The following is a 25,457-nucleotide window of genomic DNA, read 5'->3' as shown; positions in this document are numbered from 1 at the left end:
CGGAAACTGAGATAGACGGCCCCCACCCATTCCCAGTAAAGCGGGAGGCCGGGAGGGGGCCGTCTGCAGCAGTCAATGCATCCCCTCGGCCGTTTGCTTCAGACCTTCCAGCATCACGGCCCAGTTCTTTTCGAACTCGGCGCGGGTCTTGGCGTCGACCTGGGTTTCCTTACCCTCGTTGAACTGGCTGAGCGTTACCTTGGTGCGCCTGCCTGATGGCTCTAGCCGGTACTTCACCAGGTGATAGCTGAGCGGGCGCTTGCCGGAGCCGTCGGTGTCGCTCCAGTGGGTGAAGCTCAGTTCCTTGGCTTCCGATAGTGTCTGGATTTCGCCGCGGTCGGTGAACAGCTTGCCGTTCCACTCGCCCTTGAAGGCGATGGGGTGACCGATCTTCCAATCGGTCTCGACGACGGTGCCGGGGAACATGGCGCCCCGGCACATGGCTTTCCACACTTCGGCGGCCGGTGCGGCAATGGTGGTATCGACCTCGACGACAGGTTTGTGCATTTGCACCTCCTCTGGTTGGAGGATCAAACGCCCGGTCGCAGCGTCAGGTTGCCGATACCCGGAGGCACGGCGTTGAACAGTGCCGCCTTCCAGGCCGGATCGTCCCAAAGACCGGTGTAACTCCAGCTCGCCGCGGCGGCGAGCAGGAGGAGCAACAGCGACAGCAACCGCAACTGGAACGGCAGGCGGACGACGGCGAGCCAGGACAGAAACGCGCCGAGCAACGCAATCGGCGGCACGATTGCAGTCATCGTCGTGGTAAGCGTCGCGCGCGCGAGCACCAGATAGAGGGGCAGAATGACCACCGACAACGCGCTGAACACATGCCGCCGTTCCGGCAGGTCGGGCCAGAAGCAGTAGAGCAGCGGCACCAGCAGCACCGGCGCGAATACTGCCAGCGCTTCGAGCCCCTCGGCCAGCACGGCCGGGTCGAAGTGCAGGTTTGCATAGGTGCTGACATAGGGCAGCAGTGCCGAGGCGACATCCATCCGGGCCTGCATGATGAAGCCGACTATGCCGATGGCAACGATCAGCGTGGGCAAGACAGCCACCAGCAGCATGGCAACGAAGGCCCGCGGATCGGTGCGGGAGTCGCGATCGGCAAGTGCAGTCGCAATGGCGAACGGCACGACCAGCAACGCCGCAATCGGGCTCGCCAGCAGCAGCAGCGGCAGCAGCAGGCCCAACCCGATGGCCGACTGCACGTCGCCGACATCTTCGAGCGAGCGGATGGCCGGGATCAGCGCAGCGAAAGCAATGTACAGCGGTATGGCGCGGGACGATGCCGTGACGGTGTAGAGCCCGCCGGCATGCAGCATCAGTGCGACAAGCGCGATGAAGGCGCCAATGCGGAACCAGCCATTGGCCCGCAACCGGTCATAGAGGGCGCCGAAGGCAAATCCGGAGATGACCACGACGGTGAGCGACAAGGCCCATTGCTGCAACTGCGTGCCGGGCAGCAGGCTCACGCTGCGCAGCACCACCTGGGAGAGCCAGCCGCCGGTCCGCCAGGCCTCGCCCGCCTGCAACTGCTCGATGTCACGGCGAACATAGCCACCATCGATGACGTGCAGCGCCAGCACCAGCAGAACCAATACCGCGCCAAGCGACCACAGGATGGTTGCCGGACGCCAGAACGGCCGCCGCTGGCGAGCCGCAACCGGGGCGGTGGCGAGATCGAGAAGGCTCATCTGGCTGCCTCGCTCCTGACCTGCTCCAGCGTCTTCTGCGTGACGCTCGAGGTGCCGTGCTCGGTCTTTTCCCAATAGTGCGGATTGAAGATCAGCTGCCAGAACGCCTTGTAGGCGGCGATCGAATGCAGCACCCAATAGACCGGCAGCAGGATGCCGACCGGCACCAGGTCGTAATACTTGCGCTTCAGCGCGGCGATCACCCCGAAATAGACGAGGAACAGGTTGCCGATCACCAGGTTGAACAGCGCCATGGTGCCGAACGGCTCGGGGAACAGCCAGCCGAAATCGAAGGCGCTGGTGAACCAGACCAGCAGCGTGATGGCCCACAGGATCGGCGCCAACAGCATGGTGAAGGGCGGTGCACCGATGAAGAAGTGGAACGAGAAGAAGCCCTTGGCGCCAATCGAACGCAACAGTTGAACGGGATGGCGCATGTGCACCAGCCAGGTCTGCATGTAGCCCTTGATCCAGCGCGAGCGCTGCTTGATCCAGCTCGGCAGCACGCCGTTGGCTTCCTCGTAGGTTGTCGAGTTGATGACGCCGACGGTGTAGCCTTCCTGCGCCAGCCGGATACCGAGATCAGCATCCTCAGTGACGTTGTAAGGGTCCCAGGCGCCCACCTTGCGGAGCGCCGAGAGCTTGAAGTGGTTGGAGGTACCGCCCAGCGGGATCGGTACCTTCAGCCAGTCGAGCCCCGGCAGCAGGAAGTCGAACCACTGGCTGTATTCCAACGTGAACATCCGCGTCAGCCAGTTTTCGGAGCGGTTGAAGTAGTTGAGCCGGCCCTGCACGCAGGCGAGGCGCGGGTCGCCGTTGCGGAAGGCCAGTACGGCCTTCTTCAACTGGTCGGGTTCCGGCTGATCCTCGGCATCGTAGATGGTGACGAACTCGCCGCGGCTGAACTGCAACGCATAATTGCAGGCCTTGGGCTTGGTCTTGGGTTGGCTAGGCGGCACGCGCACGATCTCGAAGGTGCCGGGGAGCCGCAGCGCCTTGGCGGCCTCGATGGTCTCGATGTCGTCTTCCTCGAGGACCAGCTTTACCTCGAGCTTGGACGCCGGATAGTCGAGCCCCTTCAGCGCCTTGGCGAGCAGCGGCAGGACCTTGGCCTCTTTGTACATCGGCACCAGCACGGTGTAGACCGGCAAGTCGCTGTCCTTGAGCGCGGCGATCGCCTCAGGCGAGATCTCCATGTCGGCCTTGCGTGAGGAACCAACGAAGGTCAGCACGAACTTGAACACGAAGGTCAGCGTGTAGATGGTGGTGAAAAACGCCATCAGCGCTACCGCCGTCGCCATCGGGACGAGGACCAGGCTCACCACCAGTACCGCCAACAGCGCCCAGAGCACCAGTTTCTGCGGCCCGGTCACGGTGTACTTGGCCGAGTGCTCAGGCTTCCACGAATAGAGCGCCTCGCGGGCAAAGAAACTGTCCCAGTCACGGAACAGCTGCTGGGTCTGCCACAGGATGTCGAACGGCGAGGTGATGACGAACTCGTAGTTGTCAGCCCCGAACCGCTCATCGCCCCAGATGAAATGTTCAGTGGTGATCTCGGTCGCGGCGAGGATCAGCCGCCCGCTGATCCGCCGCCAGGGCACGATGTTGCGCTCGGCATAATCGGCGCGATCCTCGACCCTGGTCAGTTCCTGATCGATCGGTTCGCGCTGCAGGTCGACAAAGGGCAGCCCGTAAACCTCGGCGACAGTCTTGTAATAGTCGATCGGTCGAACCAGCCCGAGTGCGATGATGGTCGAGGCCAGGCTCGAGCCCCACTCCGCTGTCTGCCGCATGGCGATGGCGAGATCGGTCAACCGCAGCAGTTTGTTTGCAATCAGCAGCTTGGCGACATCGAGATGCAGCCGTTCACCGGCCGTGCGTTCGCGCGGAACGCCGAGGAGTTCCGAAGGATCGCCCTCGAAATTGCGAGCCACCGCGTGAGCCATGCCTCACTCAACGCGGCCAACCGTGAAGAAATCCCAAACTGCGCGATCACGATTCGTCTCATCGCGCCAATGCGCTAGCCTTGCATTCCCCCGGGGACCGCCTACCTTCCGGGCAACCTTCAAAGCGCTCAGGAGCGCCAGTGCCGCAATCGCCGACGACCATCACCGACGAGATCGGCATCGCGCTGGGCAACCTGGCCGATGCCGCGGCAGCGCCGTTCACTCCGACGTTGCGGCTGGGAGTGACTGGGCTCAGCCGCGCCGGCAAGACCATCTTCATTACCGCGCTGATCCACAATCTGCTGACTGGCGGACGCCTTCCGGGTTTTGCAGCCCTGACCGAAGGTCGGTTCATCGGGGCGCGGCTGGCTGAGCATCCCGATGCCGGCATTCCGCGCTTCGCCTACGAGCAGCATCTGGCGGCACTCACGGCCAAGGAACCGCACTGGCCGGAATCGACGCGCAAGATCAGCCAGTTGCGGCTGACGCTGAAGTTCCAGTCGAAGCGCTGGGTGTCGGGCATGTTCGGCCCGACCGTGCTCAATCTCGATATCGTCGACTATCCCGGCGAGTGGTTGCTCGACCTGCCGCTCCTGTCGCTGAACTTTGCCGAGTGGAGCGCCCAGGCGCTGAAGCGCGCGGCGCTCCCCCACTCGGAAGCCGAAGCTGCCGCCTTCCTCAGCGAAATCCAGCAAACCGATGCCTCGAAAGAGGCGACCGACGTCGATGCGGAACGGCTCGCCGGCGCGTTCACTGACTACCTGCGGCGCAGCCGAGAAGACGGACGGGCACTCAGTACCCTGCCCCCTGGCCGGTTCCTGTTGCCGGGCGACCTCGAGGGCAGCCCGGCGCTGACCTTCGCGCCGCTGCCGCCGCTTGCAGGTCCGGTGCGCTCGTCGAGCCTCTATGCGATGCTCGAGCGCCGCTACGAGGCCTATAAGGCCATCGTGGTGCGGCCATTCTTCCGCGATCACTTCGCGCGGCTGGATCGGCAGGTGGTGCTGGTCGATACGCTGCGCGCACTGAATGCCGGACCGGCGGCGGTAGCCGACCTCGAAACGGCGCTGATCGACATCCTCGCCTGCTTCCGCCAGGGCGATAACAATCCGATCACCCGGCTGGTGGCCAGACGCATCGACCGCATCCTGTTCGCCGCGACCAAGGCCGATCATATCCACTCATCGAGCCACGATCGCCTCGAAGCGGTGATGAACCGACTGGTCGCCGACGCGGCCCGGAAGGCCCGTTTCGCAGGGGCGGAGACCCGCTCGATGGCTATGGCGGCGATCCGTGCGACGCGCGAAAGCGTCATCGAGGAAGGCGGCGTCAAGCACGAGGTGATCGTCGGCACGCCGCAGGTAGGCGAAGTGCTGGATGGCACGACCTACGACGGCAGGACCGAAATCGCTCTGTTTCCCGGCGATTTGCCGGAGCATCCTGATGCATTGTTCGAGGATGGCCGTCCAGTGGTATTGAACTTCCTGCGCTTTCAGCCGCCACAGCGGTTGGAGAAGAACGCCGAGGGCAACATTGTCCTGCCGCATATCCGCTTCGACCGGGCGCTCGACTATCTGATCGGGGATTGGCTCAGATGAAACCGCCGTTCGCCCGCACGGTTTCGTCCAATGGCGCCGCCGCCGAGGAGCCGCGCCGCCCAAGAGTGTTCGAGCCGGCGCAGGCTGTCGCCCTGCCCGAGGCGATCGAGCCGATCACCGATATCGACGTGCCGCTCGACGAGGCGGTGCGGCCGCCAAAGCTGCTCGGCTGGGCCGGGCGGATCGCCTGGACGGCCGGCGGCATCCTGGTTTCGCTGGCGCTGGGGCTTGCAGCGGAGCGTCTCATTTCCGAGTTGTTCGTTGCCCAACCATGGCTCGGCTGGGTTGGTGTCGCGGTGCTGGCCGTGCTGGTGATGGCGCTGCTGGTGATCATCGTGCGCGAAGTGAGCTCACTCATCCGGCTGCGCGCCCTCGACCGGCTGCGGCATGCTGCGAACGCGGCGCTCATCAGCGACCGCAACAAGGACGGCGCTGCGATCACCCGCGAACTGCTTGATATTTATGCCCGCCGGCCGGACCTGGCGCGGCCACGCGACGAACTGGAAAGCAATGCGCGCCACGTATTCGACGGGGCCGAGCATGTGCGGCTGGGCGAGCGGCTGCTGATGACGCCGCTCGACCTGCGAGCGCGGGCGCTCACCGCGGCGTCGGCGCGACGGGTGGCGCTGGTGACGGCGGTGTCGCCACGAGCGCTGATCGACATCGCCTTCGTCATCTTCGAGAGCGTGCGGCTGGGCGGGGACATTGCCCGTCTCTACGGCGCACGGCCGGGTCTCATCGGCACCTGGCGGCTGATCGGCGCCATCCTCGCGCATCTCGCCGTCACCGGTGGGCTGGTGCTGACCGATGGTGTGGTCGAGCAGCTGGTCGGCCAGGGTCTCGCGGCGAAACTCTCGGCCCGGCTTGGCGAAGGGGTGGTCAACGGGCTGATGACGGTGCGCGTCGGCATTGCCGCGATGCGGGTCGTGCGCCCGCTGCCATTCGACGTGGTGAAACAGCCGATGGTCAAGGACTTCATCCCGGAGCTGGCAAACGTGCTGAACGCGGAGAAGAAGTAGCGGGCTGCCGCTCGTCGCTTCGCTCCGATCGCGCATCGCTTTGCGATGCGATACCCCTCATCCGGCGCTACGCGCCACCTTCTCCCTCAAGGGGAGAAGGGGGGAGTCCTGACTGGGATATCGCGTCTCCTTCGCCTTCTCCCCTTGAGGGAGAAGGTGCCCGAAGGGCGGATGAGGGGTGTCGCAACTGTAGGTTGCGCGATCGGAGCGTTTGCGACGAGCGACCCGCACCCACATTGTCGGATTTCTTCAATCTGCTGTGGCGGCCGGTCGCTAGAACTGAGGCATCAACAACGGAGTACGTCGATGTCGAACCTCAGCACCAAGACCGTCGCCACCCTCGCCTTCGCGCTGTTGACCAGCGCTTCTTTCGCCGCCGAAACCGTGGTCGACCTGCCGAGCGGCGTGAAGGGCACGCTCACCACGCCCGACAGCGGCGCTACCGGCCAGGCCGTGGTGATGCTGCACGGCTTCGGCAGCTCTCGCGATGAGGTCGGCGGGCTGTTCGCTCAGCAGGCTGCGGCACTGGCCGCCGACGGCATCGCTTCGCTGCGCATCGACTTCCGCGGTTATGGCGAAAGCACCGGGGACATGGCCGACACCACGCTCGAAGGGCTGGTCGCCGATGCCGCCGAGGCCCGTGCGCACCTGAGCGGCGTCGAGGGCGTCGATGCCGCCCGAGTCGGCGTCATCGGTTACAGCTTCGGCGCTGCCGTCGCCATGCTTGAACCCGACGACTTCAAGTCAGTGGTGGTGTGGGGCCAGATGGGTGACCTGCAGAAGGAGTTCCACGAGTTCCTCGGCCAGGATTTCTACGACAAGGCCAAGGCGGAGGGCTCCGCCAGTGTCGATCTCGGCTGGCGCGTGGTGACGCTGAAGCAGAGCTTCTTCGACAGCCTCGCGCAGAACGATCTCGCGGCGGGGTTCTCGGGCTACGCTGGCCCGTTCCTCACCATCGCGGGCGAAGCTGACCCGGCCACCGGCTATTTCGAGCAGTATCTGACGCTCGCCAAGGGCAAGACCGAGTCGCTGATCATCCCGGGCGCCGACCACATGCTGGGGGTGTTCAGCGAGCAGCCCGAGATCGGCAAACAGGTGATCGACACGACCACCGCCTGGCTGAAGGATACGCTGTAACCGAACGGATCGTGCGAACGGGCCGGGGGTACATCCCCGGCCCGTTCGCACGTTGGTGAACAGTGCGTTCGCCAGTCACATCCGTGTGCCGTCTTGCGCGCGCATGACCATAGGCACATATCCACCCCCAGTCACATTTTGTAACCAAGGGGGCACCAATGTACCGGGTCGCCGTATTCGTCGGGAGCACGCGCCCGACTTCCTCGAACCTCAAGCTCGCCAAGGCTCTGGAGAAACTCAGCGCCGGCAAGCTGGAGTTCCACTACATCAAGATCGACAACCTGCCGTTCTACGACGACGCATTGTGGAACGATCCGCCGGCCGAAGTGATGCGCCTGAAGCGCGAGATCGCCTCGGCGGACGCCGTGCTGTTCGTTACCCCCGAATACAACCGGTCGATCCCCGGCATCCTCAAGAACGCGATCGACTGGCCGTCACGGCCGTTCGGCGAGAGCGTGTGGACCGACAAGCCAGGCGCCATTGCCGGGGCCACCGGTGGCGTCAGCGGCACCGCGGCGGCGCAGGCGCATCTCCGCTCGATCCTGCCGGTGGTGGGCGTGGCGCTGATGGGCCGGCCGGAGATCTATTTCCAGTCGCGTCCGGGCGCGATCGACGACGACAATACCATCACCGACGAACGGTTGAGGACCAATCTCAACATCTGGGTCGAACGTTTCACCGACTGGATCGGGATGTTCGCGCGGCCGCAGCAGGCGGTGGAAGAGATCGAGCGCAAAACCGCCTGATCGCCTTCACACAAGAGTCGCATCGGCGGGCTACCCGTCTCCCCATCCGGCAGGTGACCGGAGATATGGAGAAGCGCGATGCCCAACTATCTGTTGGCCTACCATGGCGGTGGCGAACCCGAGAGCGAAGAAGCCCAGGCGGCGGTAATGCTGGCCTGGAACGAGTGGCTCGAAGCGACCGGCGAAGCGATGCTGGACCTCGGCAGCCCGGTCGGCGCGACCATGACGGTCGGCTCGGATGGGACGGTCGGCCCGGCCCCGGCTGACCCGGTCAGCGGTTACTCGATCATCGAGGCCGACGACATGGATGCCGCCCTCGAGATCGCCAAGGGCTGCCCGGTGCTGGCCGATGGCGGCAGCGTCGAAGTCTCCGAGCTCGTCGACATGGATTTCGACGACGAGGATGATGATGAGGATGAAGACGAAGACGAAGACGACTGAAACCCGCTACTGATCGCGGTTGCGGACGCGCCCCCTCCCCCTTGGCGGGAGGGAAAGCGGAAACCTGGGCTTGGCGCAGCCAGGTCCTCAGTTTTCGCACGAGGGGGCGTGAGCGAAGTACGGGGACTCCGCACCTCCTCTCCTGGAATTCTCCCCGCCAAGGGGAGATGCGCTGTGGCAGGATCGGGGTGCCCACCCTGATTCCCCGGCCCCGCGATGAACCTGAAACTGGCTGCCCTCGGTGCAGCGATCCTCTGGGGCTTCACCTACATCATCACCACGACCATGCTGCCGCATAACCCGATCTTCATCGGCTCGATCCGGGCGTTGGGCGGTGGGTTGCTGCTGCTGGCAATCGCCCGGCAGATGGTGCCGCGAGGCTTCTGGCCGAAACTGATTGTTCTGGGCACGCTCAACTTCGGGGCGTTCTTCGCGCTGTTGTTCGTTTCGGCCATCCGTCTGCCGGGCGGCGTTGCCGGGACCTTCCAGACGCTCGGCCCGCTGATCACCATCCTTCTCGCCTGGGCGCTGCTGAGCCAGCCGCCGACGCTGCTGAAGATCGTCTCGATCCTGATCGGCGCGGCGGGCGTGACGCTGGTGATCCTGCGCGCCGACGCGGGGATCGACATGATCGGCGTCGTCGCAGCGCTCTGCAGCGTGGTGGCCGGCTCGCTCGGCGGCATCCTGATCAACCGCTGGGGCCGGCCGGTTCAGATGTCGCTGGTAAGCTTCACCGCCTGGCAGCTGCTGATCGGCGGATCGGAGCTCGCGATGCTGGCGCTGATCATCGGCGATGTGCCGACCGCTATCACCTCGACCAATGCGTTGGGGCTCGCGATCCTCGCCGTGGCGCTGACCGCCCTGCCCTTCATTTTGTGGTTCCGCGCCATTGTGGCGCTGGGCGCGGCGTCGGTGATCCCGTTCGTGCTGGTGACGCCGGTCGTCGCGTTCATCCTCGATGCGCTGATCCGCCACGTGGTGCCGAGCCCATTGCAGCTCGTCGGCGTGGTGCTGGTGATGACCGGGCTGATCGTCAACCAATGGGCCGGAGCCAGGGCCGCCAAGCGCGCCTGATCACCAGGCGAGGCGCTTGGCCTCTTCCTCGCGCTCGGCGAAGCGCTCGCGGGCTTCCTCGACGCGATGCCGGTTGGCGTGGGCCCAGTTGCCGATGACGCGCAATGGCTCCTGCAGTTCCTGGCCCATCTCGGTCAGCGCATAGTCGACACGCGGCGGAATGCTAGGCGTCACCTTGCGGGAGACGAAGCCATCCTTTTCGAGGTCGCGCAGCGTCGCGGTCAGCATCTTCTGCGAAACGCCGTCGATATGCCGCTTGATTTCGGAGAAACGGCGCGGGCCGGCACTCAGCACCTGCACCACGAGTATGGTCCACTTGCCGCTGATCTGCGCCAGCACCTCGTGCACCGGCAGCATTGCACGGGAACACTCGGCGAAGGTTTCGGGCTCATTCGGATCATGCTTGGAAGCCCAGCTCGGGGTGCCGGAAGCGTGCGCCGGCTGTGGTTCCGTGGGGGTGACCAGGTCGTCCATGGGTAACTCCGTCTCGAAACGGTGCCGTCTTGTGCACCTGTGAGGCAGTCACCAACATAGCGCCAGTTACTGACGGTGACTAGGTCTCTGTTGGTGGCTAACCATGCATTCATCTCAAGGCAGACACCCAATGAGCAACACGCCACGCATCGGCATCATCCTGTCCACCACTCGCGAAACCCGCTTCGCCGATCGTCCGGCGCAGTGGGTGCTCGACATCGCCAAGGCCCGCGGCGACGCCGATTACGAAATCGTCGACCTCAGAGATTTCCCGATTCCATTCTTCGAAGCCGTCGGCTCGCCACGCTTCGTGCCGCAAACCAACGAGGTGGCGCTGCGCTGGGCGAGGAAGGTGTCGGAACTCGATGGCTACATCTTCGTCACCGCCGAATACAACCGTTCGATCTCCGGCGTCCTGAAGAATGCCCTCGATCACATCTATGACGAGCCGGCGCGCAAGCCGGCAGCTTTCGTCGGCTATGGCGCGGTGGGCGCGGCCCGTGCCGTCGAGCAGTTGCGGCTGATGGCGGTGGAGCTCAGCATGGTGCCGATGAAGGCGGGCGTGCACATCAACATGGAGCCGCTGCTCGGCATGCTGCGCGGCGGCAAGGATTTTGCGGATTACGACTACCTGGCGCCGACGGTGACAGCGATGCTGGATGAACTGTCCTGGTACACGAGGACGTTGAAGGCCGGCCGCGAGGCCGAGGCGCTCGAACAGGCCGCCTGAGCCAAGCGCGGCCGACGGCGGGCCTGCCGTCGGCCAATAAATCTGCTGCTCCGAGGGAACCTGCAAGCGGTCTGGCGCTTTCATGACTTCGCGAGAACCATGCGCCGCGGACGCCACTGGTTCTCTGTGAAAAATGGAGCAGAAGCTGGCCCGCATGCTGACCTCGGTCGCGCTGTTCTCGACAGTGGCGCTCGCCGCCCTCGTTCTCACCGCGACCGGCCTAAAGTACAGCACCGACGTGATCGGGCAGATGGCTGCCGCCACGCCGGTCAAGACCACCAACCTGAGGCCGGGCTACGTTGCTCGCCCGACCGTCAGCCGCGCCGACGACCTCAACGTCGCGCGATCGGTGCCCGTCGTCCCAGCCAAGACCAGTGCTCCGGGCAAGGTTGCGCCACCCGGCTTCACTCATACGGTGACTGTCGAAGCACTCAAGGTCCGGGCCGGACCGAAACAAGTCGAGCCACAGGTGTTCACGCTCAGGGGCGGCAGCTGGGTCAACATCAGCGACGAGGTCGAGGGCTGGGTGAGGATCACCGACGAGGCCGGCCAGAGCGGCTGGGTCTATGGCAGCTTGCTGCGTCAGGCGCCGCAAGCCGAGCTGCGTCAAGAGACACGGCAAGAGTTGCGTCACGAAACGCAACTGGAGTAACGGGCTGCCTCTCAGCCCGGACGATGCTCCCTGGTGCGCCGCACGGGAGTATACGCGGCAGCGGGCGTCCAGTTTGACCTCCGGACGCCCGCTGCTTGCAAACTGAAATGCGGTTCAGGCGGCCTCGGAATCCTTGGCGGCGCTAGGCGCCAGCGTCACGCGCATGCCGTCCAGCTCTTCGCTGAGCAGGATCTGGCAGCTCAGGCGCGAGTTCGGCTTCTTGTCGAGCGTCGAATAGAGGAGGTCCTCCTCGTCGTCGCTCGGCTCCGGAAGCTTTTCGAACCAGCCATCCTCGACATAGACGTGGCAGGTGGCGCAGGAACAGGCGCCACCGCATTCGGCCTTGATGTTGAGGCCCCAGTCGCGGATCACTTCCATCGTGCGCCAGCCATCGAGCCCTTCGAGCTCGTGTTCGACGCCGGATTGGTCGGTGACGAGGATTTTCATCGCGCTGCGCTCCGGCAGTCGGCAGTCGGCAGCGGGCAGTCGACTACCGCCAAACCATCTTTCACGACTGCCGATTGCCGATTGCCGATTGCCGTCTTCATCACACCACGCCGAGCTTCTTCTGCAGCTTCGTGGAGCTGGTGGTGTACTGGAACACCACGCGCTCGCCCGGCGACACCACTGCCTTCGCCGCCTGCGCCATCAGCGCGGCTTCGTGGAAGCCCGACAGGATCAGCTTGAGCTTGCCCGGGTAGTGGTTGATGTCGCCGATGGCGAAGATGCCCGGCACCGAACTCTCGAACTTCTCGGTGTCGACGGTGATCAGGTTGTCGTTGAGCTCGAGGCCCCAGTCGGCGACCGGGCCCAACTTCATGGTGAGGCCGAAGAACGGCAGCAGCCGGGTTGCCGGCAGCGGGGTATCGCCAGAATCCATGGTGATGTGAACGTGGTCGATCTGCCCGTCCTTCCCCTCGAGCTTGCCGATCTGGCCCATGAGGAAGTTGATCTTCCCCTCCATGACCAGCTCTTTCATCTTGTTGACCGAGGCGGGCGCCGCCTTGAAGGCGTCGCGGCGGTGCACGAGGGTCAGCGAGCGGACGATCGGCTGCAGGTTGAGCGTCCAATCAAGGGCCGAGTCGCCGCCGCCGACGATCACCACGTCCTGGTCGCGGAAATCATCCATCTTGCGGACGGCGTAGAACACCGACTTGTTCTCGTACTGCTCGATGCCATCGACCGGCGGGCGCTTGGGCTGGAACGAACCGCCGCCGGCGGCGACCACTACCACCTTGCACAGGAACACCTCGTCGGCATCGGTCTCGAGGCGGAACGAGCCGTCCTCCAGCTTTTCCAGCTTGGTGACCATGCGGTTGAAGTGGAACTCGGGCCCGAAGGGCGCGATCTGCTGCATCAGGTTGTCGGTCAGGCCCTGCCCGGTGACCATCGGGAAGCCCGGAATGTCGTAGATCGGCTTTTCCGGATAGAGTTCGGCGCACTGCCCGCCCGGGCGGTCGAGAATGTCGATGAGGTGGCATTTGATATCGAGCAGACCCAGCTCGAACACGGCAAACAGGCCCACAGGACCGGCGCCGATGATAACCACATCCGTGACGATTTCGTTCGACATTCGCTTCTCACATGCAGGAAAGCCAGCTCGGCCTTCGCGTTGGTCTCGGTGTCATTCCCGCGAAAGCGGGAACCTCTGTTTACGGAGCGTGCCGCAACCACCGCAAACGGAGGTCCCCGCTTTCGCGGGGATAACCCCGGTGGGTGCAGGCAATCCTAGGCGTTCTCGAGCGCGCGGCGCAGGAACGGACGGGTGCCCACCGGCACTTCGGTGAGGCCGACCGGCTGGTAGAACAGATCCACCGTCGCCAGCTTGCCTTCCTCGAGCGCCTTGCGGGTCGGCTCGTGCTTGACCACGAAGGCGTTCATGCCGCAGCGGCGCATGTGCGAGATCTGGTCGTGCAGCACGTCGCCGACGGCACGCAGCTCACCCTTGTAGCCGTAGCGCTCGGCGATCAACCGCGACGACGAGTAGCCGCGGCCATCGCCGAAAGCCGGGAAGTTGATGGCGATGGAGCTGAAGCGATCGAGATCCCCCTTGACCAGCTCGACATTGTCGCCCGGCGAAACCAGCAGCCCGACCGGGTGCGGGTTAGCCAGTACGGCCTCGCGGTTCTCGAGGAACACCGGCAGCGGGATGTGCGTGTAGCGCACGGTGCCGGCATCATCACCCTCCGCCCAGGCGCGGAACGGGTCGGCGATGAAAGCGCCATCCTTGAAGAGGTTCAATTCCTGAGCGGCCATGGGTTTGGCGATGGCTCCGTTGAAATCGAAATGGATGCCGCACTCTTTCTTGTTCAATCCGCGCCAGCGGCCGGCACGCGGATCTTCGCCTTCGGCCACCACGCTGGTGCACGGCGCGCAACCGATCGACTTGTAGCCCTTATTGTAGAGCGGGTGCTCGGGCAACCCATACTTGAGCTTGTAGGTCGTGATATCGGCGTCAGAGAAATAGGCCAGCGGGTTGACCTTGATGCGATCGTCGCTGGTCAGCTCGAAATGCGGCAGCACGCCGCGCTCGGCGGTCTGGTAGCGCTTGCGCCCAGTGACCCAGCCACCAAAGCCCGAAACCGTGGCGTCGAGCGGCTCGGTCTTCCTGATATGGCAGCACGAATCCGGGTCGGTCTCCCACAGGTCGCCCTTGGGGTCGAAGCGCTCGATATCCTTGCTGTCGGGATGGAGCGCGATGACATTGGTGAGCCCGAGGTGCCGCTTCAGCGTCTCGACATAATCGAGCGTCTCGGGGAAGTGCTTGCCGGTTTCGAGGAAATAGACCGGCAGGTCCTTCTTCACCTCGGAGACCATGTGCAGCAGCACCGAGGAGTCGGCGCCGAATGAGGAGACGATGGCGATGTCGTCGACCAGCAGTTCCTCGACGGCCTGGCGCAGCACCGCAACGCCGTCCATCTCGTCGAACATGCCGTTGAGCGACATGATGCCGAGTTCGCGCAGCTTATCCGGCTTGTGGGTGCGGGTTGGGGCCAGATCAAGCATTGCTTGCCTCCGAGCGTGCTGCAAAGGCCCCCTCACCCGCCGCTACGCGGCGAACAGGCCGCGCCACCGCGCCACCTCTCCCTTGGGGGAGAGGTCGGGCCGAAGGCCCGGGTGAGGGGGCCTTTTGGCTAAGCTCATGCGTTGCCATAGAGCGCCTCCTTGAACGGCGCGTCGCCCAGCCGCCGATAGGCGGCGATGAACGGCTCGTCGGCGCTCTCGCGCTTGGCGATGTAAAGATCGACCAGCCGTTCGATGGCAGCGGGCACGTCTTCGACGACGAAGCCGTGGCCGAGGATGTTGCCGATCGCCGCGTTCTCGGTGGCGTCGCCGCCGACGGTGATCTGGTACAGTTCGGTGCCCTTCTTCTCGACGCCCAGAATGCCGATGTGGCCGACATGGTGGTGGCCGCAGGCGTTGATGCAGCCCGAGATCTTGATCTTGAGGTCGCCGATTTCGGCCTGCCGCTCGGGCGAGGCGAATTTGCGGCTGAGCTCCTGCGCCAGGGGGATCGAGCGGGCATTGGCCAGGGCGCAGAAATCGAGGCCCGGGCAGCAGATGATGTCGGTGATCTGCCCGGCATTGCCCTCGGCGAGTTCATGTTCCACCAGCTTGGCGTAAACCGCCGGCAGGTCGCTGATCCGCACATGCGGCAACACCAGGTTCTGCTCGTGGCTGACGCGCAGTTCGTCGAACGAATAGCGCTCGGCTAGGTCGGCAACGACTTCCATCTGCTTGTCGGTGGCATCGCCCGGCGCGCCGCCGGTCGGCTTCAACGAGATGGTGACCGACACATAGCCCGGCTGGCGGTGAGCATTGAGGTTGCGCTCGAGCCAGCGACCATACGGCGGGTTGAGGATCTTTTCCTTCGCCACATCCACGGTGGTCTCGTTCACCAGCTCATAGTCCGGCTGCGCGAAGTACCTGGTAATCCGGTCGAGCTCCTGCTGCGGCAGGGTCAGCACGCCGCCCTTCACATGGGCGAACTCTTCCTCGACCTGCTCGCGGATGGTGTCGATGCCGGTCTCATGCACCAGGATCTTGATGCGCGCCTTGTACTTGTTGTCGCGTCGGCCGTAGCGGTTGTAGACGCGCAGGATGCTCTCGAGATAGGCGAGCAGGTGTTCGTGCGGGACGAACGGGCTGATCTGCTTGCCGATCATTGGCGTACGGCCCAGACCGCCGCCGACCCAGACTTCCCAGCCGATTTCGCCCAGCGCATTGGTCGCCGCCTGCAGGCCGATATCGTGGAAGCGGATCGCCGCGCGGTCGGTGGTCGAACCGGTCATGGCGATCTTGAACTTGCGCGGCAGGTAGCTGAACTCGGGGTGGAGCGACGACCACTGGCGCAGGATTTCGGCGACCGGACGCGGATCGATGATCTCGTCGGCGGTGGCTCCGGCGAACTGGTCGGTGGTGATGTTGCGGATGCAGTTGCCCGAAGTCTGGATGGCGTGCATCTCGACCGAGGCGAGGTCAGCCAGGATCTTCGGGATATCGCGCAGCTTGGGCCAGTTGAACTGGATGTTCTGGCGCGTGGTGAAGTGGCCATAGCCACGATCGTAGTCGCGGGCGATCCGCGCCAGCATGCGCATCTGCTTCGAGTTCATCGTGCCGTAAGGCACGGCGATGCGGAGCATGTAGGCATGAAGCTGAAGGTAGAGCCCGTTCATCAGCCGCAGCGGCCGGAACTGGTCTTCATTGAGCTCACCGGTGAGACGGCGGGCCACCTGGTCGGAAAACTGCGCCGTGCGTTCCTTCACGAACGCGGCGTCGAACTCGTCATATCGATACATGGCCATCCTCGTCGAGATGCTGGCGCTCGAAGCGCGGAGCCGTCGGGCCCTCGGCGCGGATGCGCTCACGGATGCGGTCGGGATGGATCACCCCATCGCGCAGCGTCACGGTCTCGACCTCGAGACTGACGATGCGCAGTGTCTTCCTGGTCGCTGCGAGCGCCGCCTCTTTGGACTCCGCCTCTTCCTTGAGGAAGACACGGGCCTGCTGCAGTTCTTCGACCCAGTTGCCGGAGCGATCGAGATAGACCGTCGCGCCGCTCATCAGCTCATTGCCGGTGAGAATTTCCATGCTCACTTACGCCACCTTGAATGCGGAGCTGGCGAGTTCGATCGCTTCGCTCCAGTCGCCATGAGCGATCGCTTCGCCCACGAAAATGATTGCCGGCCCATCCTCGAGCTCGATGGTGCCCGAGGCGAGGGTGCCGAGACTGCCGCGATAGAGCACCCGGTCCTTGCGCCCTGCCCTGACCACCACGCCGACAGGGATGGTTGCTGCCGCGCCTTCGGCGATCAGCCGCTCGGCGGTCGGCCCGGCGACGGATTTGCCCATGTAGAGCGCCAGCGTCAGCCCGGTCGACGCGAGCGCCGCCCAATGCTTCAGTTCCTCGGACTCGGCGCCATGCGCCGTAGCGAGGACGAAGCCGGTCGAAATCTTGCGCAGTGTCACCGGCGTTGCCGTATCGGCAGCCGCCGCCAGCGCCGAGGTGACGCCAGGCACGATGTGATAGGCGATCCCGGCGGCCTTCAGCGCATCGATCTCTTCACCGGCCCGCCCGAATACCATCGGGTCGCCGCCCTTCAAACGCGCCACGCGCTTGCCGGCCTTGCCGAGCCGCACGATCAGCGCGTTGATTTCGGCCTGGGTGAACGAATGATGGCCCTTTTGCTTGCCGACGAGAATGCGCTCCGCATCGCGCCGGCCCATTTCTACCGCTGCGGCCGGCACCAGGTGATCGTGGACGATCACATCGGCTTCCTGCAGCAGGCGCTGAGCGCGTAATGTCAGCAGGTCCTCGGCGCCGGGGCCGGCGCCGATCAGCCAGACAACGCCAGGGCTGTCGCCCTCGGCGCCATGCTGGGCCAGCAGACTCTCGGCCTTCGCATGGCCCTGCCCGCGCAGCAGCGCGACTTCGACTTCCGGCGAGGTGACCAGCTCTTCGTAGAAGCGGCGGGCGCGCGCGCCGGGCAGCACGGCGGCGACCTTGTCGCGCATCGAGCCGGCGAGCTTTGCGAGAGCGCCAAGGTTGGGCGACAGCGCCGCCTCGATCCGCGCCCGGATCAGGCGCGCGAGCACCGGCGCATCGCCCTCGGTGGCGACGGCGATGGTCACCGGCGCCCGCTCGATGATCGAGGGGGTGTAGAAATCGCACTCGTCGGGCACATCGACGACGTTCAAGGGGATCCGCCGGGCTCGCGCGGCGCGCTTGGCCGCCTCACCGTCGGGACCGTGGTCGGCGACGAAAACCAGAGCCGCGTCAACGAGATCGGCATCGGCGAACGGGCGCGCCAGCACCTTGACCGGCAGTTCGGAGAAATCGGCTTCGACGTTTTGAGAGACAATGACGACTAAAGCAGTCGTCTTAGTGACCAACCGGGCTTTGTTGAGGGCTTCTTCTCCACCGCCGACAATGACGATGCGCTGACCCTGGACTTTGTAGCTGACGGGGAATGTGTTGAGCTCACCCATTCACGGCCTTTCCGGAGCCGGATACATACTGACTTCGGGACTTTGGAACAAGCTATTGATATTCAATAGCTTTAATGTTTCCCGTTGCAGCTATGGATTAGAATTGCGTTGAGGCCGAACGATGTCAGCCGCGAAATGAATCCATGCTCACGCGGGCCGATGGAATGGCAGTGCTAGAGGACGCTCTGGATGTCTGTCTGAGAGAAGTCGTCACCTACGAAGAGCAGCGGACAATCCAACTGCCTGGCGAGCGCGTAACTGAAACAGTCGCCGAAGTTCAACGTTGCCGGATGGCGCCTTTTCCCCCATCGTTGAAAGGCTAACCGGGCGAACTCCGCAGTTTCCGAGGTTACTGGGACCACCTCCAGCTTGAGGGACCGGACCAGGCTGACCATCAGCCCTCCAATGCCCCGATACTCGCTGGCGACGTAGGCCTCTACAAGAGTTCCAGCGGAAACTCTCACCTCGACATTGGAAGCCAGGACTGCAAGGCAGGCGTCCTTGGTTTCCTCCTCTCGGAGGATGGCCATAAGCGCTGAGGTATCGACGACGATCAAATCGGCAACCCGTCGTCACCGTAGAGAAAGCTGTGATCGCCGGGCGGTCCGTCACTTGGACCCAGCTTGGCCACCGCCTGCCTGGTAATCTCATCGATCAGAGCCCGATCCAGCTTTCTTGGAGCCGGAGCATCGGCCGGCACAAGGCGAACCGCCGGCTTGCCATGTCGCGTCAGCACGACCGTTTCACCGCTCTCGGCGCGACGAACCAGTTCCGTCAACTGAGCCTTGGCCTCGGTAATTGGAATGTTCATCGCTCTGGTCCATAATTTGGACCATTAATTTAGACCATTGAATGGTCCAAATCAAGGATCAGCCCTGCCGCTCCGGCACGTGGACGACCAGCCCGTCGAGCGCGTCCTTGACCTTGATCTGGCAGCTGAGGCGGCTGGTGGGCTTCACCGCATAGGCAAAATCCAGCATGTCCTCTTCCATCATCGAGGGACCGCCGACCGTTTCGGTCCAGGCGTCGTCAACATAGACATGGCAGGTGGCGCAGGTACACGCACCACCGCATTCGGCGACGATGCCGGGAACGCCGTTCATGATGGCGGTTTCCATCACGGTCGAACCGACTTCGCCCTCGGTTTCGTGCCGCGTGCCGTCGGATTCGATATAGGTGATGTGGGGCATGTAACTTCGCTCAGGAGGGGTTAGCCGCATATAACGGTGCCGGCCCCCAGTCGCAAGCGCGCCAAACGGCGCACGCGCATGCGCCTCGTTCAGGCCTCTTCGGCGCTGACCAACTCGGCGATGAACTGCTGGCAGTCGGCGACGGCGGTGGCGATGTCCTGGATATGCTCCGGATTGACCGGGGCGCCCGAACGCAAGGCGTCTTCCGCACGCTTGGCAAGGTCGCGAACACCCCAGGCGCCGATGCCGGCGGCGGCGCTCTTGAGGGTATGAAGGTGCTCGAGCAGCACTGGGATCGAGGTGCTCTCCTCGATGCGGCCGAGATAGACACTCGACATCTGGGCGTAGAGCCGGAGGACTTCGTCGCGCAGGCCCGGATCGCCGAGCGACTGCTGGTCGAGGTGGTCCATGTCGATGGGCGCGCGGGAAGCATCCCGGGGAGCGGCATCGGCCCCGGACTCGACTGCTGTATTCCTAACCATCCCCGCAACCCTTCCTATCGCCCGGACCTGGGCTATGGCAGGAAGCTAGCGGGGGCGGATGAAGGGCAGCCAAAACCAATGGGTACAATCTTATCTATGCCCTTAACCGGCCGCATTCCGACCCGAAATTAACCTTCCATTAAGAATGCGTTCGGTTTGCCTCAAATTGTATGTATGTTTGAGGTCCACCTAGCGTGCGGCGGCGTGGGGCATAGGGCAGACTGCGGGGCATTTGAATCGCATTTTACCCAATTTGGACGGCTAACCGGAACTCCGGCGGTGGTCCAATGCAAGCTCTGATCGCCTGCCATGTGCCGATGCGAGAGTTGTAAAGAGTTATGGCCAAGAAGACCGCAACACCCCAGAACGATCCTGCTACGCTCGCATTCTCGGCCGTCGAGGACGCGCTGAAGGACTCGGTTTTCGCGAACCTTGACCAGCCTGCTGCGGCGGAGGAACCGCCGGCCGAAAAGGCTGCCCCCAAACTCCCGCCGCGCGATAACTCGCCGCGCTCCGAGCGTCAGCGGACCGCCGACAAGTTCGCGGCGCAGACCGGGTCGGTCGCCAATGACGACCGCTTCCCGTCCTCCAAGATTCTCTACGGCCTGCAGTCGAAATCGAGCGGCGCGCCGACCATGGTGGCCGGGCTGGTGGCGCTCGGCTGGGTGGTGGCGATCGCGCTCGTGGCCATGATCCGCAACGGCGCCGACATGGGCACCGCCGCGTTCTGGGGCTCGAACGATTTCATCGGCCTGCTCGCGCTCGCCATCGTGCCGGTGATCGGCATCTTCGCCATCGCCACGCTGATCCGCCGCGCGCAGGACCTGCGCAATGCCGCGGCCGCCGTGACGCAAGCAGCGATCCGCCTTGCCGAGCCGGAAACCACTGCATCCGAAAAGGTTGCCTCGGTGGGCCAGGCGGTGCGTCGCGAAGTGAACGCGCTGGGCGATGGCCTCGAGCGCGCCCTGTCTCGCGCCGGCGAACTCGAAGTGATGATCCACAACGAGGTCACCGCGCTCGAACGCACGTATTCCGACAATGAATCGCGCATGCGCGCGCTGATCCAGGAACTGGCCAGCCAGCGCGAAGCGGTGATCACCAATACCGAGCGCGTGCGCGAAGCGATTACCGAAAGCCACACCGGCCTGGTGTTCGACCTCGACATGATCTCGCAGCGCATTGCGGGCACCATCGTCGAGTCGGGCGGCAACCTGACCAAGGCGCTGGAAACCGCCGGCAACTCGCTGAACGGCGCGTTCGGCGAGCGCACCGAGAGCTTCGTGTCGCTGATCGACCAGCGCACCAGCCACCTGCTGGTGGCGCTCGACGACAGCGCGTCGCGCCTCAACATCACGCTCGAGGACCGCGCCGGCACCATTTCGGGCGCCTTCGAGAACCGCACGCAGGAACTGAGCGCGGTGATCGATGGCCGCATGCAGTCGCTCACCGAGGCACTCGACAGCCGCGCCGTGACCCTCTCCGACGCCATCGACAACCGCACTTCGTCGCTGGCCAAGCTTCTCAGCCAGGGCGGCATCACCCTGCTGGACCAGTTGCGCGACCGCGGCCACGAAGTCTCGAGCGCCCTCGACATGATCGGCACCCGCATTGCGTCGGACATAACCGGCCGCGCCCGCGAAGCCGAGCAACTGCTCAGTGGCCTCAGCCACCAGCTCGACGAGCAGGTGCAGATCCAGGTCAACTCGATGGAATCGCGCCTGCAGTCGGCGATGATCGAGCTGAGCGGTGCGCTCGACGACACCACGGAGCGCGCCCGCGTCACCCTTACCGGCGCCGGTTCGCAAAACCTCGCGCAGTTCGACGCCCGCCTCGACGAGATCGCGGTGGTGATCGACAACCGCCTCGCCAGCCTCGACGGCGTGATCGGCGACAAGGGCGACAAGCTGATCGCCGCGCTCGACAAGAACAACGCGAGCTTTGCCGCCCGCGCCAACGTGCTGGAAATGGCCCTCGACGAGAAGTCCGAGCACTTCAATGAAATCGTCTCGCAGCGTACCCGTGAGATGACAGAGACGCTGGGCCAGCGCACCAAGCAGATTACCGAAGCGATCGCCAACCGTTCGCAGGAAATCTCGGACTCGCTGGAAGGCCACACGCAGATCATCGCCGACGCCCTCGACAGCCGCACCCAGCTGCTCGGCGACACCCTGAGCAACCGGCATGGCGAACTGAGCGCCGCGCTCGACGAACACGTCAAGGCATTCGACGTGACTATCGCCGGCCACGCCCGCGCCATGGACACCAACATCCTCACCCACGCCCAGGCGATCGACCTGGCGCTCGGTTCGCGGGTCGAGCAGTTCGACAACGTCCTGACCGGCCGCGCCAAGGAACTCGACCAGGCGGTGGCGAACCGCACCCAGGCGCTCGACCAGTCGGTCGCGACCCGTACCCAGGCCATCGACCTGGCGCTGCAGCAGCATGCCCAGCAGATTGGCGACAGCCTCGACCAGCGCACCGCGACGCTCGACTCCGCCCTGCAGCAGCATGCCCAGCAGATCGGCGACAGCCTCGACCAGCGCACCCAGGCGCTCGACACCTCGCTGCTGCAGCACGTGCAGCGGATCGGCGACACCCTCGATCGCCGCAGCACTGCTATCGACGCGACCCTGCAACAGCACGCCCAGCAGATCGGCGACAGCCTCGACCAGCGCACCCAGGCGCTCGACACCTCGCTGCTGCAGCACGTGCAACAGATCGGCGACAGCCTCGATCGCCGCAGCACCGCGATCGACGCGACCCTGCAACAGCATGCCCGGCAGATCGGCGACAGCCTCGACCAGCGCACCCAGGCGTTGGCAACGACGGTCTCGACCCGCTCGGCCGAGCTCGCCGACGCACTCAATACCCGCACTCAGCAGCTGGCAGAAACGCTCGGCAGCCACACCGTCGGCATTGCCGCGGCCATCGGCGAGCGCACCAGCGAGCTGGCCCGCACCATCGATGCCCAGGGCACTACGGCCCGCGACCGGATCGACGCCAGCCTCCGCAACGTCACCGAAGTGATGTCGGAACGTGCAGGCGCCGTCTCGACGCTGATCGAGTCCAAAGTGTCCGAAGTCAGCGAAGGCCTCGGCCGCGGCATCGACACGGCCATCCTGCGCATGGCCGATGCCGAAGCCGGCGTGAACGCCCGCATCGAGAACGCCGCCGGCACCGTTGGCGAGAGCGCCCGCAAAGCCGCCGACATCATCGAGACCGGCGTCAACTCGGCCCGCAAGGCCATCACCGATATGGTCGACCAGCGCCTGGGCACCCTGCCCGAGGCGATCACCGCCCGTGCCGACATCACGGCCGAGCGGCTCGCGTCGCTCAACACCGCGATCAATACCGCGCTGGTGCAATCGATGACCGACCTCGAGGCCGGTGCGGACCGCATTGAAGAGACCATCTCTCGCCGCATCGTTTCGGCGACCCAGGGGATTGCCGACGACGTTACTTCGACCGCCGACCGCATGGACGTGGCGGTGGGCCGCGCCCTTGCCCAGATCCACCAGGCGTCGAGCAATATCGACGAGCTGATCTCGATCAAGGCGGTGGCCGCTGCCGACGCTATCGGCGGCAAGGTGGCCGAGATCAACCGTGTGGTCTCCGAGCAGACCAATGCCTTCTCGGCACTGGTTTCCGACAGCTCCGCGCAGCTCGAAATGAGCCTGCAGAACCATGGCAACGTCCTGGCGCAGGCGCTGATCACCAACGCCTCGCAGGCCGAAGACCTGATGAACCAGTCGACCTCGCGCATCCTCACCGATGTGACGACTGCCTTGGGCAAGCTCAACGACTCCAACATGCTGCTGCAGAAGGTGCTCGACGCCTCGACGGCGAATCTCGCCAACCTCGAGAACTCGGTAGCCCAGCAGACCGCGACCTACTCGACCACGGTTCGCGAAGCGATCGGCTCGACCGAGGAAGCCGGCCGTCTCGTCACCGAGCATGTCGGCGCCCTGCAGGCCTCGATCGCCTCCATGGTCAACGAGTTCGGCTCGATGCTCGGCAACCTCGACGCCGAGGCCAAGAGCCTCGACAGCGCGGCGCAGAACCTCTCGGCTTCGGGCACCATGACGCTGGCCAACCTCGACGAGCGCCGCTCGGCGATGGATGAGCTGGCCCAGGCCTTCACCGCCCGCGCCGACGAGATCGACGGCCGGATGCGCGGTTTTGCGCACTCGATCTCCGAAACTGTCGAAGAAACCGAGCAGCGCCTGGTCGCCGCCCGCGAGTCGATGGAGCAGTTGCTGGCCTCGACCACGTCGGGCGTCGCCGAGACGCTGGAGACGACTTCGGGCACCATCAATGCGGCGCTTGCCGACACAACCGGCCAGCTCCACAGCGTGCTGACCAACACGGCCGAGATGGTGCAGACTGCGCTGGGCGAGACCACCGGCCAGCTCGAATCGGTGCTCACCAGCACCGCCGAGAAGGTGCAGAACGCGCTGGGCGAGACCACCAACCAGCTTGAGACGGTCATGAACAGCACTGCCGAGCGCGTGCAGACCGCGCTGGGCGAAACCACCGGCCAGCTCGAGTCGGTAATGAGCAGCACGGCAGAACGCGTGCAGACCGCGCTTGGCGAGACCACCGGTCAGCTGGAGCAGGCCCTCACCGGCACCACCGACAAGGTTCAGAGCGCCCTCGCCAGTGCCACGGCAGAGATGCAGTCGGTGCTCGGCAAGAGCACCAACCTGCTCGAGGAAGCACTGGAAGGCACCTCGCACCGCGTCGCCACCCAGTTGGGCTCGTTCACCGACACCGCGTCGAACGAGAGCCAGCGCGCCGCCGATGCCCTGCGCCAGACGCAAGCGACGATGATCCTCGAGATGCAGCAGGCGCTCGAGGCCGCGACGCAGCGCTTCAACGAGACGGCGACCGCCATGCGCGCCACCGCCAAGGAAGTGGGCTCGGAACTCGAAAACACCCGCTCCGAACTGGCACGCGGCGTGATGGAGCTGCCCGAAGAGACCAAGTCGAGCGCCGCTGCAATGCGTCGCGTCGTGGCCGAGCAGATCGAGGCCCTCGCCGAGCTCAACGCCATCGTCCGCGCCCAGCCGGCGACGCACGACCTCAACGAGCGTCGGCCGTCACCGAGCCGTCCGGCTCGCGATGAAGCCCCGTCGCGTCCCGAGCCTCGGCCCGAACCGGTCCGTCCGGAACCGGTGCGCGCCGCCGAGCCGCCGAAGGCCGAGCCGGCACGTGCCCGCTACGCTGCCATGCCCGAGGTTTCGGCCCCGGTGGTCACCGCACCGCGCCCGCAGCCGGTGGCAGAGGCCAAGCCCGCCGCAGCGGCGCCCAAGACGGAAGAAGGCGGCGGTTGGCTGCGCGACGTGCTGCGTAACGCTTCTGGTCCGTCGGCTGCGGCCCCGACGCCGGCGCCGACCCCTGCTCCAGCAGCTCCGGCCCCGGCCGCGCCGCAGAACCTCTCAACCCTCACCGAGGAGATCGCCAAGGCGATGGAGCCTTCGGCGCTGGCCGACGCCTGGCAGCGCTACCAAGCCGGCGAGCAGAACGTCTTCTCGCGCCGCATCTACACGCTGGGCGGCCAGGCGACCTATGACGAAGTGCGCAAGCGCATCCAGCGCGACAGCGACTTCGCCAAGACCGCGGCGACGTACATGGCCGAGTTCGAGCAGTTGCTGAAGCGCGCCGCCACCGGAACGAACCCGGCCGGCGAAACCCGCGAGTACCTGCTCAGCGATCGCGGCCGGGTCTACACCATGCTGGCCCATGCCAGCGGGCGTCTGGGCTGACCTGAACGAGATTGACCTCG

23 protein-coding genes are annotated in these 25,457 nt (G+C 64.9%); 9 read left to right on the top strand and 14 right to left on the bottom strand.

Translation table 11 applies throughout. The annotated features are described in order from the left end of the window. Window positions 1-72: 72 nt before the first annotated feature. Genes VGV07_RS07805 through VGV07_RS07795 form a run of 3 tightly spaced genes read right to left on the bottom strand, consistent with a single transcriptional unit; the run spans window position 73 to window position 3,643 of the window. Complete coding sequence (locus tag VGV07_RS07805; RefSeq protein ID WP_326868127.1) at window positions 73-507, bottom strand: SRPBCC family protein; 435 nt, start codon at window positions 505-507, stop codon at window positions 73-75. 23 nt (window positions 508-530) lie between these two features. After that, entirely contained in the window at window positions 531-1,697 is a 1,167-nt protein-coding gene (locus VGV07_RS07800) for a hypothetical protein (RefSeq protein ID WP_326868126.1), read from the bottom strand. Beyond that, window positions 1,694-3,643 carry a glycosyltransferase family 2 protein gene (locus tag VGV07_RS07795; RefSeq protein WP_326868125.1) on the bottom strand — a complete coding sequence of 650 codons (1,950 nt, stop codon included), beginning with the start codon at window positions 3,641-3,643 and terminating at the stop codon, window positions 1,694-1,696. Before VGV07_RS07795 ends, VGV07_RS07800 begins: the two co-directional genes overlap by 4 nt. A 140-nt stretch (window positions 3,644-3,783) precedes the next feature. Between VGV07_RS07795 and VGV07_RS07790 the strand changes: the two genes are divergently transcribed. From VGV07_RS07790 to VGV07_RS07765, 6 genes are all read left to right on the top strand, one after another. Continuing rightward, window positions 3,784-5,238, top strand: coding sequence for a YcjX family protein (locus VGV07_RS07790; protein WP_326868124.1), 1,455 nt, complete (start codon window positions 3,784-3,786; stop codon window positions 5,236-5,238). Then, the gene (locus VGV07_RS07785) at window positions 5,235-6,257 is read left to right on the top strand and encodes a TIGR01620 family protein (protein WP_326868123.1); all 1,023 of its coding nucleotides are present in this window, start codon (window positions 5,235-5,237) and stop codon (window positions 6,255-6,257) included. The genes VGV07_RS07790 and VGV07_RS07785 overlap by 4 nt, the downstream gene beginning before the upstream one ends. A gap of 306 nt (window positions 6,258-6,563) precedes the next feature. Then, window positions 6,564-7,394 carry an alpha/beta hydrolase gene (locus tag VGV07_RS07780; protein ID WP_326868122.1) on the top strand — a complete coding sequence of 277 codons (831 nt, stop codon included), beginning with the start codon at window positions 6,564-6,566 and terminating at the stop codon, window positions 7,392-7,394. Window positions 7,395-7,552: 158 nt separating this feature from the next. Continuing rightward, a complete protein-coding gene (locus VGV07_RS07775; RefSeq protein WP_326868121.1) occupies window positions 7,553-8,140 on the top strand; it encodes an NAD(P)H-dependent oxidoreductase in 588 nt (195 codons plus the stop codon). Window positions 8,141-8,218: 78 nt separating this feature from the next. Continuing rightward, window positions 8,219-8,581, top strand: coding sequence for a YciI family protein (locus VGV07_RS07770; RefSeq protein WP_326868120.1), 363 nt, complete (start codon window positions 8,219-8,221; stop codon window positions 8,579-8,581). A gap of 216 nt (window positions 8,582-8,797) precedes the next feature. Then, on the top strand, window positions 8,798-9,655 hold the full coding sequence (locus VGV07_RS07765; protein ID WP_326868119.1) for an EamA family transporter: 858 nt from the start codon (window positions 8,798-8,800) through the stop codon (window positions 9,653-9,655). On the opposite strand, the gene VGV07_RS07760 is transcribed toward VGV07_RS07765, so the two are convergent. Continuing rightward, window positions 9,656-10,129: a helix-turn-helix domain-containing protein gene (locus tag VGV07_RS07760; RefSeq protein ID WP_326868118.1), complete on the bottom strand. Its 474-nt coding sequence runs from the start codon at window positions 10,127-10,129 to the stop codon at window positions 9,656-9,658. It abuts the gene before it with no gap. Window positions 10,130-10,259: 130 nt separating this feature from the next. Here VGV07_RS07760 and VGV07_RS07755 point away from each other — a divergent pair, with 130 nt between their 5' ends. Then, complete coding sequence (locus tag VGV07_RS07755; RefSeq protein ID WP_326868117.1) at window positions 10,260-10,859, top strand: NAD(P)H-dependent oxidoreductase; 600 nt, start codon at window positions 10,260-10,262, stop codon at window positions 10,857-10,859. 154 nt (window positions 10,860-11,013) lie between these two features. Continuing rightward, window positions 11,014-11,511, top strand: a complete 498-nt coding sequence (locus VGV07_RS07750; protein ID WP_326868116.1) for an SH3 domain-containing protein — start codon at window positions 11,014-11,016, stop codon at window positions 11,509-11,511. A gap of 114 nt (window positions 11,512-11,625) precedes the next feature. Here VGV07_RS07750 and VGV07_RS07745 read toward each other — a convergent pair whose 3' ends face one another. From VGV07_RS07745 to VGV07_RS07700, 10 genes are all read right to left on the bottom strand, one after another. After that, window positions 11,626-11,958, bottom strand: a complete 333-nt coding sequence (locus VGV07_RS07745) for a 2Fe-2S iron-sulfur cluster-binding protein (protein WP_326868115.1) — start codon at window positions 11,956-11,958, stop codon at window positions 11,626-11,628. A gap of 100 nt (window positions 11,959-12,058) precedes the next feature. Next, window positions 12,059-13,084, bottom strand: a complete 1,026-nt coding sequence (locus tag VGV07_RS07740) for an NAD(P)/FAD-dependent oxidoreductase (RefSeq protein WP_326868114.1) — start codon at window positions 13,082-13,084, stop codon at window positions 12,059-12,061. 155 nt (window positions 13,085-13,239) lie between these two features. Beyond that, window positions 13,240-14,517: a phosphoadenylyl-sulfate reductase gene (locus VGV07_RS07735; protein ID WP_326868113.1), complete on the bottom strand. Its 1,278-nt coding sequence runs from the start codon at window positions 14,515-14,517 to the stop codon at window positions 13,240-13,242. Window positions 14,518-14,651: 134 nt separating this feature from the next. Beyond that, window positions 14,652-16,310 (bottom strand): nitrite/sulfite reductase, encoded by a 1,659-nt coding sequence (locus VGV07_RS07730; RefSeq protein WP_326868112.1) that lies wholly within the window; start codon window positions 16,308-16,310, stop codon window positions 14,652-14,654. After that, window positions 16,297-16,602: a DUF2849 domain-containing protein gene (locus tag VGV07_RS07725; protein WP_326868139.1), complete on the bottom strand. Its 306-nt coding sequence runs from the start codon at window positions 16,600-16,602 to the stop codon at window positions 16,297-16,299. Before VGV07_RS07725 ends, VGV07_RS07730 begins: the two co-directional genes overlap by 14 nt. A gap of 6 nt (window positions 16,603-16,608) precedes the next feature. Next, complete coding sequence (gene cysG / locus VGV07_RS07720) at window positions 16,609-18,000, bottom strand: siroheme synthase CysG (protein WP_326868111.1); 1,392 nt, start codon at window positions 17,998-18,000, stop codon at window positions 16,609-16,611. Between the two features lie 173 nt (window positions 18,001-18,173). Continuing rightward, window positions 18,174-18,557, bottom strand: coding sequence for a type II toxin-antitoxin system VapC family toxin (locus VGV07_RS07715; protein ID WP_326868110.1), 384 nt, complete (start codon window positions 18,555-18,557; stop codon window positions 18,174-18,176). Next, the gene (locus VGV07_RS07710; protein ID WP_326868109.1) at window positions 18,554-18,811 is read right to left on the bottom strand and encodes a type II toxin-antitoxin system prevent-host-death family antitoxin; all 258 of its coding nucleotides are present in this window, start codon (window positions 18,809-18,811) and stop codon (window positions 18,554-18,556) included. The genes VGV07_RS07715 and VGV07_RS07710 overlap by 4 nt, the downstream gene beginning before the upstream one ends. 58 nt (window positions 18,812-18,869) lie before the next feature. Then, on the bottom strand, window positions 18,870-19,190 hold the full coding sequence (locus tag VGV07_RS07705; protein ID WP_055878326.1) for a 2Fe-2S iron-sulfur cluster-binding protein: 321 nt from the start codon (window positions 19,188-19,190) through the stop codon (window positions 18,870-18,872). Between the two features lie 89 nt (window positions 19,191-19,279). Next, entirely contained in the window at window positions 19,280-19,600 is a 321-nt protein-coding gene (locus VGV07_RS07700; RefSeq protein ID WP_326868108.1) for an Hpt domain-containing protein, read from the bottom strand. A 410-nt stretch (window positions 19,601-20,010) separates the two neighbouring features. Between VGV07_RS07700 and VGV07_RS07695 the strand changes: the two genes are divergently transcribed. Then, window positions 20,011-25,437: a hypothetical protein gene (locus tag VGV07_RS07695; protein WP_326868107.1), complete on the top strand. Its 5,427-nt coding sequence runs from the start codon at window positions 20,011-20,013 to the stop codon at window positions 25,435-25,437. Window positions 25,438-25,457: the final 20 nt, after the last annotated feature.

Source organism: Devosia sp. (assembly GCF_035944845.1).
GTDB lineage: Bacteria > Pseudomonadota > Alphaproteobacteria > Rhizobiales > Devosiaceae > Devosia_A.
The sequence above is the reverse complement of the archived record's forward strand: the minus strand, read 5'-3'. Positions and strand labels throughout refer to the sequence as shown.